14 protein-coding genes are annotated in these 14,207 nt (G+C 41.5%); 4 read left to right on the top strand and 10 right to left on the bottom strand.

Annotated features, from left to right (window positions below):
• Positions 1 to 65 precede the first annotated feature (65 nt).
• The 7 genes from MJO53_RS00070 to MJO53_RS00040 form a co-directional block, all read right to left on the bottom strand.
• Positions 66 to 2,288: an NADP-dependent isocitrate dehydrogenase gene (locus tag MJO53_RS00070; RefSeq protein ID WP_252079955.1), complete on the bottom strand. Its 2,223-nt coding sequence runs from the start codon at positions 2,286 to 2,288 to the stop codon at positions 66 to 68.
• Between the two features lie 624 nt (positions 2,289 to 2,912).
• Positions 2,913 to 3,263 (bottom strand): 50S ribosomal protein L19, encoded by a 351-nt coding sequence (rplS, locus tag MJO53_RS00065; protein ID WP_224836670.1) that lies wholly within the window; start codon positions 3,261 to 3,263, stop codon positions 2,913 to 2,915.
• 124 nt (positions 3,264 to 3,387) lie between these two features.
• Positions 3,388 to 3,711 (bottom strand): hypothetical protein, encoded by a 324-nt coding sequence (locus tag MJO53_RS00060; RefSeq protein ID WP_252079954.1) that lies wholly within the window; start codon positions 3,709 to 3,711, stop codon positions 3,388 to 3,390.
• Positions 3,712 to 3,717: 6 nt separating this feature from the next.
• A complete protein-coding gene (gene trmD, locus MJO53_RS00055; protein ID WP_252079953.1) occupies positions 3,718 to 4,392 on the bottom strand; it encodes a tRNA (guanosine(37)-N1)-methyltransferase TrmD in 675 nt (224 codons plus the stop codon).
• 96 nt (positions 4,393 to 4,488) lie between these two features.
• On the bottom strand, positions 4,489 to 5,097 hold the full coding sequence (locus tag MJO53_RS00050; RefSeq protein ID WP_252079952.1) for a tRNA (guanine-N1)-methyltransferase: 609 nt from the start codon (positions 5,095 to 5,097) through the stop codon (positions 4,489 to 4,491).
• Between the two features lie 108 nt (positions 5,098 to 5,205).
• The gene (locus MJO53_RS00045) at positions 5,206 to 6,654 is read right to left on the bottom strand and encodes a glyceraldehyde-3-phosphate dehydrogenase (protein WP_224836674.1); all 1,449 of its coding nucleotides are present in this window, start codon (positions 6,652 to 6,654) and stop codon (positions 5,206 to 5,208) included.
• 125 nt (positions 6,655 to 6,779) lie between these two features.
• Entirely contained in the window at positions 6,780 to 8,177 is a 1,398-nt protein-coding gene (locus MJO53_RS00040; RefSeq protein ID WP_252079951.1) for a S1C family serine protease, read from the bottom strand.
• 134 nt (positions 8,178 to 8,311) lie between these two features.
• Between MJO53_RS00040 and dapF the strand changes: the two genes are divergently transcribed.
• The 4 genes from dapF to MJO53_RS00020 all read left to right on the top strand — a co-directional run bounded on the left by dapF (position 8,312) and on the right by MJO53_RS00020 (position 11,452).
• Positions 8,312 to 9,094, top strand: coding sequence for a diaminopimelate epimerase (gene dapF, locus MJO53_RS00035; RefSeq protein WP_252079950.1), 783 nt, complete (start codon positions 8,312 to 8,314; stop codon positions 9,092 to 9,094).
• Positions 9,082 to 9,615 (top strand): GNAT family N-acetyltransferase, encoded by a 534-nt coding sequence (locus MJO53_RS00030; protein ID WP_252079949.1) that lies wholly within the window; start codon positions 9,082 to 9,084, stop codon positions 9,613 to 9,615. Before dapF ends, MJO53_RS00030 begins: the two co-directional genes overlap by 13 nt.
• On the top strand, positions 9,605 to 10,648 hold the full coding sequence (gene mltG, locus MJO53_RS00025) for an endolytic transglycosylase MltG (RefSeq protein ID WP_252079948.1): 1,044 nt from the start codon (positions 9,605 to 9,607) through the stop codon (positions 10,646 to 10,648). The genes MJO53_RS00030 and mltG overlap by 11 nt, the downstream gene beginning before the upstream one ends.
• A gap of 159 nt (positions 10,649 to 10,807) precedes the next feature.
• Positions 10,808 to 11,452, top strand: a complete 645-nt coding sequence (locus MJO53_RS00020; RefSeq protein WP_252079947.1) for a hypothetical protein — start codon at positions 10,808 to 10,810, stop codon at positions 11,450 to 11,452.
• Positions 11,453 to 11,500: 48 nt separating this feature from the next.
• Here the strand turns inward: MJO53_RS00020 and MJO53_RS00015 are convergent, their stop codons facing one another.
• From MJO53_RS00015 to dnaA, 3 genes are read right to left on the bottom strand one after another with little or no spacing between them, the layout of a single operon-like run.
• Positions 11,501 to 12,229 (bottom strand): SAM-dependent methyltransferase, encoded by a 729-nt coding sequence (locus tag MJO53_RS00015; RefSeq protein WP_224836680.1) that lies wholly within the window; start codon positions 12,227 to 12,229, stop codon positions 11,501 to 11,503.
• A gap of 4 nt (positions 12,230 to 12,233) precedes the next feature.
• Complete coding sequence (locus tag MJO53_RS00010) at positions 12,234 to 12,686, bottom strand: low molecular weight protein-tyrosine-phosphatase (protein ID WP_252079946.1); 453 nt, start codon at positions 12,684 to 12,686, stop codon at positions 12,234 to 12,236.
• A gap of 21 nt (positions 12,687 to 12,707) precedes the next feature.
• Entirely contained in the window at positions 12,708 to 14,132 is a 1,425-nt protein-coding gene (dnaA, locus tag MJO53_RS00005; RefSeq protein WP_224836682.1) for a chromosomal replication initiator protein DnaA, read from the bottom strand.
• Between the last annotated feature and the right edge of the window lie 75 nt (positions 14,133 to 14,207).

Genomic DNA, 14,207 nt, shown 5'->3' with positions numbered 1-14,207 from the left:
TCCCACCACAAAAATAAAAGGGTGACCTTAATCAGATCACCCTTTTGTATGTTTATATGTTGTTTTTATTGCCCAATGGAGTTCAAAATCCTGTTGAATGTATCACTAGGTCGCATTGCTTTGGATGCCAATTCCGGATTTGGCAGGTAATACCCTCCAATATCCACGGGTGACCCTTGAGCATCTATCAATTCTTTTGCAATGGCACTTTCATTGGAAGATAGGTCCTTGTACGCTTTCGAGAAAATTTCTTTAAGCTCTGTATCATCGTTTTGTTGGGACAATTGCCCGGCCCAATATAGCGATAGGTAAAAATGGCTGCCGCGCGTGTCCAGTTCGTTAACTTTTCTGGATGGTGATTTGTCCTGGTTCAAGAACTCTTCCGTTGCCTTGTCGAGAGCGTCGGCAAGAACTTGGGCTTTTTTGTTGTTGTTCTTTTCCCCAAAAAATTCCAAGGAAACGGCCAAGGCCAAAAATTCGCCAAGGGAGTCCCATCTTAAGTGTCCTTCTTCCAAGAACTGTTCTACGTGTTTAGGGGCTGAGCCACCTGCTCCTGTTTCGAACAGTCCTCCACCATTCATCAATGGAACAATGGAGAGCATTTTGGCGCTGGTTCCTACCTCTAAAATTGGAAACAGGTCAGTCAAGTAATCCCTCAATACGTTACCTGATACGGAAATGGTGTCTTTTCCGTCCTTCATGCGTTTTAAGGTAAACTTAGTAGCCTCGATAGGGGAAAGGATTCGGATATCCAGACCATCGGTATTGTGATCCTTTAGATATAGATTTACTTTTTTAATGAGTTCGGCATCGTGTGCTCTGTTTTCATCCAGCCAGAATACCGCAGGGGTGTCGGTGGCCCTTGCACGAGAAACGGCCAATTTGACCCAATCCTGAACGGGTGCATCTTTAACTTGGCACATTCTCCAGATATCACCTTTTTCCACGGCATGTTCTATTAATGTATCGCCAGCTGCATTGATCACTTTTACCGTACCTGCTTTCTCTATTTCGAAAGTTTTATCGTGTGATCCGTACTCTTCGGCCTTTTGTGCCATTAACCCAACATTGGGCACCGTACCCATAGTGGTCGGGTCGAATGCACCGTGCTCTTTACAAAAGTCGATGGTTGCTTGGTAAATACCGGAATAGCTGCTATCTGGAATTATAGCTTTTGTATCCTGAAGTTCTCCATTTTTGTCCCACATTTTACCGGAGTTTCTGATCATTGCAGGCATGGAGGCATCAATGATTACATCGCTCGGTACATGTAGATTGGTGATTCCCTTGTCGGAATTTACCATGGCCAGGTCAGGACCGTTATTGATACTGCCCTTGATTGCTTTTTCAATTTCTTTATGCTGCGCTTCGGGCAACTCTCCGATTTTATCCAATAGGGATTCTAGACCGTTGTTCGGGTTTATCCCTAATTTATCGAAGGTCTCCCCATAGTTTTTGAACAGTTCCGCGAAATATACTTCCAAGGCATGGCCAAATATAATTGGGTCGGAAACCTTCATCATTGTTGCCTTAAAGTGCAAGGACAATAAAATATTGTTCTCTCTTGCATCGGCAATTTCTTTTGTCAAGAATTCCACCAATGCTTTTTTGCTCATAACCGTGGCATCGATAACCTCGCCTTGTAAAAGCGAAAGATTGTTTTTAAGTACGGTGGTCTCTCCATCGTTGCCGACCAACTCAATGCGGATATTGTCAGCATGTGACAAGGTCATTGATTTTTCGTTGGATTTAAAATCGCCGTGAGACATGGTGGCCACATGGGTCTTGGAGTCTGAAGACCATTTGCCCATGGTGTGAGGATGAGCCTTTGCGTAGTTTTTAACGGCTTTTGGAGCACGTCTGTCCGAGTTCCCTTCTCGAAGCACTGGATTTACCGCACTACCTTTTACTTTGTCGTATTTTGCTTTGATTACCTTTTCTTCGTCGGTCTTTGGTTCGTCCGGGTAATCGGGAAGTTTGTATCCCTTTGCTTGTAGTTCCTCAATGGCCTCTTTTAACTGAGGGATGGAGGCGCTGATATTCGGAAGCTTAATGATATTGGCTTCTGGTGTTTTTGCGAGTTCGCCAAGGATTGCCAGGTCGTCCGTAACTTTTTGGTCGTCGGTCAATAGTTCGGGGAACACAGCGGCAATTCTACCGGCCAAGGAGATGTCCTTGGTCTCTACTGCGATATTGGCGGTCTCGGTAAATGATTTAACAATGGGCAAGAATGATAATGTTGCTAAGGCGGGAGCCTCATCTGTTTTTGTGTAATATAGTTTTGCCATTTATCTGAATTTGTTTGAGCGGTTGCAAATATACGATTTATGGACGTTGAAGTACGAATGGAAAAGAGTAAAAAGTAGGTTCTTTTGTTGTGAATTTATTAAAAACAAAAGCCATATCCTCTTTTTTAAGAAGGATATGGCTTTCAGATAGGACCAAAAATTTGTTCTGTTGCCAAAACTGTCGTAATCTGTTAGATTACATTTTTTAAGTCCCTTCGACGTTTACTCTGCCATGCTTCTAATTTTTCAATTAACTACATGCTGCAAAGTGATACTATGGCATTCCTAAATTTTATCAAAATGAAAAATTGCTCTTTCATTCGCACATAAAATTTACTTTTTCCGTTGAAGAATTGCCTAAGCTTTCCTCCAATCGAAAATCCTTTTGTGATCAGTAGTGTTACCAATTAAAAGGGAATACATAGTTTTAAAGAACGTCAACTTTAAATAGATATCATTGTGATGGTATCCCAATCATATCTTTGTCTAAAGTAGAGGGAAAATTTGTATCGCGCAACTTTTTAAACGATTAAAAATCAACACGATATGAACCGTGGTTATTAACAATTGTTCATAAAAAAAGCACCTGTAACAGGTGCTTTTTCATGTTGTACGGAATATGGATTATCCCTTGATCTCTTTAATACGGGCCTTTTTACCGGTAAGACCTCTAAAGTAGAAGATTCTTGATCTACGTACTTTACCTTTTTTGTTTACTTCAATTCTTTGCAAAGCAGGCATGTTCACTGGGAAAATTCTTTCCACCCCAACGGTACCGGACATTTTACGAATGGTGAAAGTTTCTGTGGCGCCACTTCCTCTTCGTTGGATCACAACACCTTTAAAGAACTGGGTACGTGTTTTTTCACCTTCCTTGATTTCGTAATAAACAGTGATGGTATCACCAGCTGAAAATTTTGGAAATTCTTTTTTTGGAACAAATTCGTCTTCAACAAATTTTACTAAGGATTCCATTTTTGTCTTTTTAATTGTTTTGGACAAGACCAACTTTCACGGATTTCGTCAGAGGTTGATTTTGAGATTGCAAAAGTAATGCAATATTTAGAAATAGCAAGTGGTTTTTTGCTTTTTGAACCTGTTATTGATTTTTGGGATGTTTCTTCACCTGCTTTAGGGAGAACCAGAACAAACCGATCGCAAAGAGAATGTAGGGGAGGGGTGTCAACAAACTACCCAACGCATTGGCTTTGATAACCGATTCGGGTCCTGCTTGGGCCGAGAATGTGGTAAGGAGAAGAGTGCCGAGGGAAAATACAATGGAAAGCACACTGCCCAGAAGCATAAGTGTAGTGCCCAGATTTCTTTGCTTGGAAAAAAGAATGCCGCTCGCCAACACAATAATTAGTTTTCCCAATATTTGGAGAGCACCTCCGGCCATAAAATATGCATCGTAATTTTCCATAGTATCTTATTCCAAAAGGTCAGGTCTTCTTTCGCGGGTGCGCTGCAATGCTTGTTCTTCCCGCCATTTTTCAATCTTTGGAAAGTTACCGCTCAGCAATATCTTTGGAACCTCCATGCCCTTGTATTCTGAAGGTCTGGTATAGACCGGGGGAGCCAATAAGTTATCCTGAAAAGTATCGGTTAACGCCGAAGTTTCATCGTTAAGTACACCGGGCAGCAGTCTAATCACCGCATCGCACAAAATGGCAGCGCCCAATTCACCTCCGGAGAGCACGTAGTCGCCCACCGAGATTTCCTTTGTTACAAACAAATCCCTTACCCGTTGGTCCACTCCTTTATAATGTCCGCAGAGTATGATCAAGTTTTTTTTAAGGGATATCTGGTTGGCCATTCCCTGGTTCAAGGTTTGGCCATCCGGTGTCATATAAATGATCTCGTCGTACTCTCTTTCGGATTTTAGTTTTGAGATGCATTTGTCGATAGGCTCGATCATCATCACCATGCCTGCACCACCACCAAATTGGTAATCGTCCACTTGCTTATAATTGCCCGTGGTATAATCCCTTAAATTATGCATGTGTACTTCTACCAGTCCTTTTTCGATGGCCCTTTTTAAAATAGATGCTTCGAAAGGACTTTTTAAAAGCTCTGGAAGAACTGTGATAATGTCTATCCGCATGGACTTTTGTATGAATGTTTATTCCTGCCAAAAGTAATGAAAGCTATCCTAACGGGCATAAAAAAGAAAGGCTCCTATTTTAGGGAGCCTTATGGTTTACTTTTTTTGCTTATTGAGCTCATCCTGTAGTTGCCGGCTAATTTTCTGTTCACGTTCCAGTGCGCGACGCCTATGGTTTTGGTACTCTTCTTCCAAATCGGCCAGTGCGGATTTGGCTTGCTGCGTAAGGAAATTACTATTTCTGAATCGATAAATGAAAAAGAGCAATAGCAGTAAAAGACCAAAAATAATGGCCCATAAAATAAAATTATAGGTGCCTTTGCTGATCAGTGCCCCAAAAAAGGAGATACTGTCCTTTTCTTCGGTAACGTTGTTCAGCTTGTTTGTGGTATCCTGTAATTTCTCGTTTAGATCTTCGATTTCGGACTTGTTCGCATCTATAGTGGCGGACAGGTCCTTTATGGTTTTATTGGCCGTATCAATGGAGTCAAAAATATTGTTTTTGGTTTCGTACAGCTCGGATAGCTTGATTACTTCATAGCGGATCCCATTGGCCCGATAATTTCCAGACTTTCTTTCCAGTTCTTCAAACTGCCCTCTCAGGGTGTTGTCGGCTTCTTGGACAGGAGGTTCTTCTTCCTGCGCATGGACCAAAAATGATGGAATAAGTAAAAATAGGCTGAATAAAATGCGTAATTGCTTCATGTTCAATAATGTTCTCGTATTAAATTTTAGATTAAGGGCGGGACGAAATTACGCCAATATACCTAATTATGAAAAAGAAAACCGGTTCTTTGAACAATTCGTCATCCACTAATAGTAGGTATAACGCCTAACTTTTGCGATATATTTTGCCAATCGTATTACTTGATGGGAATACCCGTACTCATTGTCATACCAAATATATAGAACCACATTTTTACCATCTGCCGAAACAATTGTGGCATTACTGTCATAAATGGATGGAGCAGTGGTGCCAATTATATCCGAAGATACGAGTTCGTTGCTTAGGGCGTATTTTATTTGCTCTACCAAGTCTCCTTCCAAAGCATATTTTTTTATGATGGTGTCTATACCCTCTTTGGAAGTCTTGTTTTTTACTTCCAAGTTTAGAATGGCCAATGATCCATTGGGTACGGGAACTCTAATGGCGTTGGACGTTAGCTTGCCTTGTAAGGAGGGCAACGCCTTGGCCACGGCTGAGCCGGCACCGGTTTCCGTGATTACCATGTTTAGGGCGGCGGCACGGCCACGACGGTATTTTTTGTGCATATTGTCCACCAGATTTTGGTCGTTGGTATAGGCATGTATGGTTTCCAGATGTCCCTTCTTAATGCCCAAAGAGTCCTCCACCACTTTTAAAATTGGGGTAATGGCGTTGGTCGTACAAGACGCTGCGGAATAAATCTTGGTTTTGTCCGGATTAAAATCCTTATGGTTTACGCCATGAACAATATTAGGTACTTCCTTACCAGGAGCGGTCAGCAATACTTTGCTCGCCCCTTTGGATTTTAAATGCCTGGAAAGGGCAACATTGTCCCTAAAGGCCCCTGTGTTGTCGATGATCAGGGCGTTGGTAATGCCATATTTGGTATAATCTATATCTTCCGGCTGATTGGCACTGATGATCCTTACTGTTGTGCCATTGATCACCAAGGCTTGCTTTTCCTCGTCAATGTCCACCGTTCCGGTAAATGGCCCGTGAACGGAATCCGTTTTTAAAAGTGCAGCTCTTTTTTCCAAGATTTCCTTGTTCAATTCTCCACGAACCACAATGGCACGCAAGCGCAGCTGACTGCCGCGTCCTGTTTTGGCCATAAGTTCCCTGGCCACTAGGCGTCCAATGCGGCCGAATCCATAGAGTACAACATCTTTAGGTTTTATGGCCTTGGAAGATTCCGCATCCTTTAGTTTATCTATCACAAAGGCCTTTACGTTCAAATGGGCGTTTTGGTTATTGTTGTATTCGTACGTTAGTTTTCCAATATCCAATTTGGCTGGAGGCAGATTGAGGTCGTTGATTGCCCTAAGAATTTCTACTGAATCAAAGATCGACATCGGCTTTTGGACAAATTCACCGGCATACTCGTGCAGGTTGATGATGTCGCTCACGTTTTTATCGATTATCTGATTTTTAAAGAGTACGACTTCTATGGCCTTGTCGTACCATAAATCGCTAATGATTTTAATAAATTCCGTGGTTGCCTTTCTTCTATCCGCTTGGAACGCAAGCTCTTTTTCGTACGAATTGTTGTTGCTCATGGATGATGGTTACAGTTGTGTAGTTTAATTTTCGGCAAAATTAGATATTTCAAACGTTTTCGTAAAACTTATTGGACATAAAAAAAGCGTCTTTTTAAAGACGCTTTAAAAGTGTGACCCTCAGTTTACTGAAGTATCATGTGTTCTTTTTCTCCATTTGCATTGATCATGGTAAAACTGGTTCTACCGTATCTGGATATCTGACCAAATTTTTCTTTGGCATCTTCTATGTTGCTGATAGGCTCACCATCCAGTTCAATAATTATTTTATTGGTAAGGTCGTATCGGGCATAACCTTGTGGGACATCGATTATTTTTACGCCTTTGGATACGCCAAATTTCTTTTTATCCTCTTTTGTCAAGTTCATCACCTTGAACGAAGTTGCGGGAAGGATAACACTGTTCTGTTTTTTTAGGGTAACATTTTTTACAAGACTTTCACCGTCGCGCTCTAACGTTACCCTAACTACATCACCGGGTCTTTTTGCGGAGAGGTACCCCGTAAGTTCCGAGAATTTTTGAATATCTATATTGTCCACTTTTTTAATAATGTCGCCTTCCTGCAAACCTGCATCGTCAGCACCGGATTCTTCTTCGACCCCTGCAACATATACTCCTTCCAATTGATCTAGTCCCATTTCGATTGCGGCCTTGGACTTGGTATTTGCCGCCGATATGCCCAAAAGTCCTTTCTGCACATTGCCAAACTCCATTATATCTTCCACTACTTTTTTGGCGATATTGCTCGGTACTGCAAAGGCATATCCAACATAAGAACCTGTTTGAGAGGTAATAGCAGTATTGATTCCGATCAGGTCCCCGTTGGTGTTTACCAACGCACCACCACTGTTTCCAGGATTTACGGCAGCATCGGTCTGGATAAAGGATTGTGTTCTGGTAGGTGATAAAGACCGGGCTTTTGCACTAACAATACCCGCTGTGACGGTTGAGGTAAGGTTAAACGGGTTGCCTACTGCCAGCACCCACTCCCCGATTTTGGTATGGTCGGAATCACCAAAGGCCAAATAAGGAAGCGCATCGTCCGTATCAATTTTTATAAGGGCGATATCCGAATCTGCATCCGTCCCGATTACTTCAGCTTCATATGTTTTGTTATTGTTCAAGGTAACTTCCAATTGACTGGAATTGGCTATTACGTGATTGTTGGTCACTATATAACCGTCCGGGGAAATAATTACCCCTGATCCTGTTCCCACCTGTGGGGTTTGCTGACGTTCGTAGCCGTAAAAGAATTCCGCAATACTGGAAGGGCCTCTACTAATGGTCATGTTTTTAACGTGCACCACGGAATGCACTGTTTTTTCGGCAGCCAAGGTAAAGTCGACCTCATTGATTCCGGCACCTCTTGCCGAAGTATCTAGATTGCTAGTGGACAAAAATGGAGTCTCTTGTTCAGAAGTGACCCATTTATAGCTTTCCTTCTCAAAAAATAATTTGTAGGCTCCCAGGGTAATTGCTCCTGCAAATACGGAAACCAAGAGTAAACTCGCTATTTTCTTCATAATTCAATAATTATTTAACATTTAGCTTTGTCAAAATTAAAATAATTCAATTTTTGATCAAGTTGGTTTAACGCTGTTTTAACTACAAAAAAAACCTTAAAGAATCCCCTATATTTGTTCCTTTGTAGATAATCATGGAACTGCACTTTTTTAAATACCAAGGAACGGGAAACGATTTTGTAATTATCGATAATCGTCAACATATTTTCCCCAAAAACGATACCAAGCTGATTTCAAAACTTTGTGATAGAAGATTTGGCATAGGTGGAGATGGCTTGATGCTGCTTGAGAATGACAATATGTCGGATTTTAAAATGGTTTATTTTAATGCCGACGGCAAAGAGGGCAGTATGTGTGGCAATGGAGGGCGATGTTTGGTAGCTTTTGCACATTATCTGGGCATATTTAAAAAAGAGACCACGTTCAACGCAGTGGATGGACTACATTACGCAACTATAAACGGAAACCAGGTGAAGCTAAAAATGATCGATGTGGACAAAATCCATCAAAAGCCCAACCACAGCTTTTTGGATACGGGTTCCCCGCACCATGTGCAGCTTGTTGACGAACTGGAAAAATTTGATGTGCCCAAAGAGGGAAAGAAACTTCGATATGGTATTTATGGCGAGTCGGGTAGCAATATCAATTTTGTGGAACAAAAAGGGGAAGATGCTTTTCGGGTAAGAACCTATGAACGTGGCGTAGAAGACGAAACATATTCCTGTGGAACCGGGGTCACCGCAGTGGCCCTAACCATGTTCGAGCTAGGTAAGACTGCCGCTAAACAAATACATATTGAGACCATTGGAGGTGATCTTACCATTTATTTTGAAAAGCATAACGGTAAATACACCAACATTTTTTTAGAAGGACCTGCCGAACAGGTATTTAAAGGAACCATTGTATGCTCAATATAAAAGGAGAACATATTTATTTGCGCGCGCTAGAGCCTACCGATTTGGATTTTCTGTACAAATTGGAAAACGATACATCGGTCTGGGAGGTGAGCGGTACCTTAAAACCGTATTCCAAGAAAGTGCTCCAATCCTATCTGGACAATGCCCACAGGGATATTTACGATGTTAAACAGCTGCGGCTTTGCATTGGCGATCAAAATGATCCATGTATCGGACTGATAGATCTTTTTGATTTTGATCCCAAAAATCGGAGGGCGGGAATCGGAATCGTTATTGCCGAACCTAGTTATAGAAACAGGGGTGTAGGAGCGGAGGCATTATCACTATTGTGCGATTATGCATTTTCCGTTTTGGATATGCATCAATTATATGCCAATATTTTGGAAGATAATCTCGCTAGTATCCACTTGTTCAAAAAGTTGGGATTTAAGGAAATAGGCATCAAAAAAGAATGGATACGGACCCATAAAGGGTTCAAAAACGAAATAATGTTTCAAAAGATCAACACCAATGAATCTTAAAAAAGTACTTTGGGCCACGGCCATACTTGGACTGATAATTTGTGGTTTTATCGCATATCGGATTTATAGCGCCATTTTTAGCCCCAATACACAGTTCAATAATAGCGAAGCATATGTTTACATTGCTTCGGATGCTTCGTTTTCCGATGTTACCACCTCCGTTGAGCCTTTATTGAAAGATATGTCTTCTTTTGAGGCTGTTGCCAAACGCAAGGGATATATCAATAACATAAAAGCAGGAAAATATGCACTCAAAAAAGGGATGAACAATAACGACATCATCAATACCTTGCGCAGTGCCAATATTCCTGTGCAGGTTTCCTTTAATAACCAAGAATCGTTGGCTTTGTTGGCGGGACGGGTCGCTGAGCAAATAGAGGCAGATAGCTTATCGTTGTTACAAACATTCAATGATCCCGGTTTTCTGCAAGAGCAAGGGTTTGATGAAGATACCAAGTTGGCCATGTATATTCCCAATACCTACGAATTTTTCTGGAATACAAATGCAGAGGGTTTTAGGGACAGGATGAAAAAAGAATATGACCGCTTTTGGACAGATACCCGACTACAAAAGGCCAAAAGTTTGGGTCTTACGCCAAACGAGGTTACTTCTTTGGCAGCCATTGTACAAAAAGAAACCGCAAAGGTGGATGAGCGACCTCGTGTTGCCGGGGTTTACCTGAACAGAATCAAAAGAGGGATGTTGCTCCAGGCCGATCCTACCGTAATCTATGCCATTAAAAAAGAGACCGGTAACTATGATACAATTATAAAAAGAGTACTCTTTCGTGATCTGGAAATGGATTCTCCATACAATACCTATAAATATGCAGGTGTTCCACCGGGACCGATTACCATGCCGGACATTACCTCGATAGATGCCGTTTTGAATCCAGAAAAGCACGATTATCTCTATTTTGTGGCAGACGTTTCCAACTTTGGGTACCACATGTTTGCCAAAACTTTGGCGCAGCACAACCGAAATAAAGTGCAGTACACCCGTTGGTTAAATCAACAAAAGGTACTTAGATAGGGCTCTTTACCGTTGATATTCATCACTTTAACGGATTTTAAGCCTCATTTAAGAAATCTTTATGAGCTTTAGGGTACCCGTTAAAATATCTCCCCCTATATTTGCCGGCCAAATTGATTTTTGATACGTATATGTATCGAGATCACAAAAGAGAACATTATGAAAAGATGGATTGGTTTTATACTGCATCTTGCCATGATCGTAGTTTTGACAAGTTTTGGTACCTACACCGTAATGAAAAAGGAAACTGTTGAAATTCCTGATTCACTTAAGGTTATGGCCAATTCGGAGATTTTTGCGCCACAAAGCTCCATTGCACTTTTAGAAGAGGATGAGGTAACACCTCCTTTTTTGGGCAAAGCCTTTAATGGCTTTAAGGAAGCGCTCGCTTTCAAAGAATCCCAGGGTAAATATCATAGAGTAAACACATTGGGTTATTTAGGTAAGTACCAATTTGGTAGTAGTACCTTAAATTTGATGGGCGTTTACGATATGGATGATTTTCTGTCGAACCCAGAACTTCAAGAAAAGGCTTTTGAGGCCAACATTGCCCGTAACAAATGGATTTTGCGAAGAGATATCAAACGTTTCAAAGGCAAAACGATCGGTGGCATTCAAGTTACCGAATCCGGAATATTGGCTGCGGCACATTTGGCCGGAGCCGGTAACGTAAAAAAATATCTGCGATCTTATGGGCAAAACGATGTAACCGATGCGTACGGAAGTAGCATCTCCTACTATATGAAAAAATTTGCTGGCTATGATATTTCCAATATCAAGCAACAAAAAAATGCCAAGGTTTAATTGAAACTGCGTATTGAAACAAAAAGCCCGGAATTATCGGGGCTTTTTTTATGCTTGTAAAATATAAATGGTAGGTCTTTTGTCTAAATCTAAATCGATTTCCCCCCATTCGTGTACGGTTTTGGTGGCGATAAACTCCGTAGGTAACGTAATATCGCAGGCAATACACAACCGTGTTGATTTTTGAAGTGTTTTTATCAGCTCCTTGAGCATTTTATTGTTGCGGTAGGGAGTCTCCATAAAAATTTGGGATTGGCCTTTGTCCCTGGAAAGTCGCTCCAAACTTTTCAAAATTTTCTTTCGTTCTGCATTGTCTATGGGCAAATAGCCGTTAAAGGCAAAGTTTTGCCCGTTCATGCCACTGCTCATCATGGCCATTAGAATGGAGGAGGGGCCTACCAATGGAACTACTTGTATTCTTTTTTCGTGTGCCACACGCACTACATCTGCACCTGGGTCGGCAATACCCGGACAACCAGCTTCGGAAAGAACACCAATATCGAACCCATGTATACAGGGATCTAAAAAGGATGGTATTTCTTCAGGGTTGGTGTACTTGTTCAGTAACTGCAACTTAAGTTCGGGTTGTGGCTTGTTAGGACTGACTCGTTTAATGAACCTACGGGCAGTTTTTTCATTTTCAACAATGTAGTGGTCTATCCTTTCTATGGTGCCTTTTACCGAAATGGGCAAAACTTCCAAGGGAGCATTGTCTCCAAGTGTGGTTGGGATCAAATAGATTTTGCCAACTACCAAACCGGGTTTTTCATCTTCCATGGGTTTAATTTAGCTTTTTCGCAATTGCCTCACAAGCGGTATCGATCATTTGGTACACATTTTCAAAACCATCGTCCCCGCCGTAGTAGGGGTCGGGTACTTCGATATGTCCCAATTCCACTTCGGTCAAAAGTAGTTTTACCTTAGCAGCTTCTTTTTGGTCGCTTGCCAAACTGGCCACATCGGAAAAATTGCTGCGGTCCATTACGTAAATGTGGTCGAACTCTAAAAAATCCTTTTTGGAGAACTTTCTGCATTTTTGGTCTTGTATGTTTATACCATATTTACTGGCCACGGCAATAGAGCGTTTATCGGGAGGGTTGCCCACATGGTATCCTGCCGTGCCTGCCGAATCCACAAAGACCTTTTCGGGGTCAACCTTGGATTGCAGTACGCCTTCGGCCAAAGGTGATCTGCAAATATTGCCAAGGCAGACCATCAATACTTTGGTTTTCATAAGGAGAAAGTGAAGTTGGGTTTAGGTGAACTTTTTGTTCAGATCTTCAATATATTTTCTGAATTGCTTGTCCGTTTCCGCTAAGTTATCCACCGTTTTACAGGCGTGGAGTACCGTTGCATGGTCACGTTTTCCGATTTGTGACCCAATACTTGCCAAAGATGCCTTAGTAAACTTTTTCGCAAAGAACATGGCCAACTGTCTCGCCTGTACAATATGTCGCTTTCTTGTTTTGGACTGTAGGGTGGCCACATCCATTTCGAAATAATCCGAAACCACTTTTTGAATGTAATCGATGGATACTTCGCGCTTTGTGTTCTTTACAAATTTGTCCACTACCTGTTGGGCCAATTCCAGAGTTACCTCCCGCTTATTGAAAGAAGATTGGGCTATCAACGAAATAATGGCCCCTTCCAGTTCGCGAATGTTGGTTTTGATGTTTTTGGCCACGTGGTCTATAATCTCTTCCGGCATTTCAACGCCATCGCGGTAGAGTTTATTTTTTAAGATGGAAACCCGTGTTTCGTAATCTGGACTTTGCAATTCTGCAGACAATCCCCATTTAAAACGGGAGAGTAAGCGTTGTTCAATGTCCTGCATATCCACAGGAGCTTTGTCCGAAGTCAATATCACCTGCTTGCCATTTTGGTGCAAATGGTTGAAAATGTGGAAAAATACATCCTGGGTTCCAGATTTACCGGATAGAAATTGTACATCATCTATAATAAGTACATCTATCAATTGGTAAAAATGGATAAAGTCGTTTCGAGTGTTCTTTTTTACCGATTCGATATATTGTTGCGTGAATTTTTCCGCAGAAATATAAAGAACGGTCTTTTCCGGGTACTTATCCTTTATTTCTACACCAATGGCGTGGGCCAAATGTGTTTTCCCTAATCCCACTCCCCCAAAAACCAACAATGGGTTGAAGGAAGTTCCCCCGGGTTTGTTGGCCACGGCCATACCCGCGGAACGGGCCAAACGGTTGGAATCTCCTTCGAGGAAATTATCGAAATTGTAGTTGGGGTTTAATTGGGATTCAATCTTAATGTTCCTAATACCGGGAATCACAAATGGATTTTTTAGCTCGGGACTTTTGGAGGTGATCGGCACATCCAATTCTTGGGGTCCAACAGCGGTACGGTTGGAACTTGGGATTTGCTCCGTAAAGGGTTCCTTGTTACCGTATTTGTTTTCCATTTTTATCACATAGATCAGCTTTGCATTGTTGCCCAACTCTCTGGTCATGGCAACTTTTAAAAGCTTAACATAGTGTTCTTCGAGCCATTCGTAGAAAAACTTACTGGGAACCTGAATGCTCAAAGCCTTATCTGTTAATTTAATAGGCTTTATAGGCTCAAACCAAGTTTTGAATGCCTGCGGTTGGATGTTATCTTGGATAAAAGCCAAACAGTTGTTCCATACGGAATTAGCAGTAGCACTCATAGAAGTTTTTCCTTGTTTTAATGGTTAGCTTATAATTTAAGAGTAAGCATTTATAGGGTTATTAAATGCTTATTG

The organism is Flagellimonas marinaquae (assembly GCF_023716465.1).
In the GTDB taxonomy this organism is placed as follows: Bacteria; Bacteroidota; Bacteroidia; order Flavobacteriales; family Flavobacteriaceae; genus Flagellimonas; species Flagellimonas alginolytica.
The sequence above is the reverse complement of the archived record's forward strand: the minus strand, read 5'-3'. Positions and strand labels throughout refer to the sequence as shown.

Bases quoted from the DNA above. Each gene is read 5' to 3' on its own strand.
- MJO53_RS00070 (WP_252079955.1), bottom strand. From the start codon at position 2,288: ATGGCAAAACTATATTACACAAAAACAGATGAGGCTCCCGCCTTAGCA.
- rplS (WP_224836670.1), bottom strand. From the start codon at position 3,263: ATGGAATCCTTAGTAAAATTTGTTGAAGACGAATTTGTTCCAAAAAAA.
- MJO53_RS00060 (WP_252079954.1), bottom strand. From the start codon at position 3,711: ATGGAAAATTACGATGCATATTTTATGGCCGGAGGTGCTCTCCAAATA.
- trmD (WP_252079953.1), bottom strand. From the start codon at position 4,392: ATGCGGATAGACATTATCACAGTTCTTCCAGAGCTTTTAAAAAGTCCT.
- MJO53_RS00050 (WP_252079952.1), bottom strand. From the start codon at position 5,097: ATGAAGCAATTACGCATTTTATTCAGCCTATTTTTACTTATTCCATCA.
- MJO53_RS00045 (WP_224836674.1), bottom strand. From the start codon at position 6,654: ATGAGCAACAACAATTCGTACGAAAAAGAGCTTGCGTTCCAAGCGGAT.
- MJO53_RS00040 (WP_252079951.1), bottom strand. From the start codon at position 8,177: ATGAAGAAAATAGCGAGTTTACTCTTGGTTTCCGTATTTGCAGGAGCA.
- dapF (WP_252079950.1), top strand. From the start codon at position 8,312: ATGGAACTGCACTTTTTTAAATACCAAGGAACGGGAAACGATTTTGTA.
- MJO53_RS00030 (WP_252079949.1), top strand. From the start codon at position 9,082: ATGCTCAATATAAAAGGAGAACATATTTATTTGCGCGCGCTAGAGCCT.
- mltG (WP_252079948.1), top strand. From the start codon at position 9,605: ATGAATCTTAAAAAAGTACTTTGGGCCACGGCCATACTTGGACTGATA.
- MJO53_RS00020 (WP_252079947.1), top strand. From the start codon at position 10,808: ATGAAAAGATGGATTGGTTTTATACTGCATCTTGCCATGATCGTAGTT.
- MJO53_RS00015 (WP_224836680.1), bottom strand. From the start codon at position 12,229: ATGGAAGATGAAAAACCCGGTTTGGTAGTTGGCAAAATCTATTTGATC.
- MJO53_RS00010 (WP_252079946.1), bottom strand. From the start codon at position 12,686: ATGAAAACCAAAGTATTGATGGTCTGCCTTGGCAATATTTGCAGATCA.
- dnaA (WP_224836682.1), bottom strand. From the start codon at position 14,132: ATGAGTGCTACTGCTAATTCCGTATGGAACAACTGTTTGGCTTTTATC.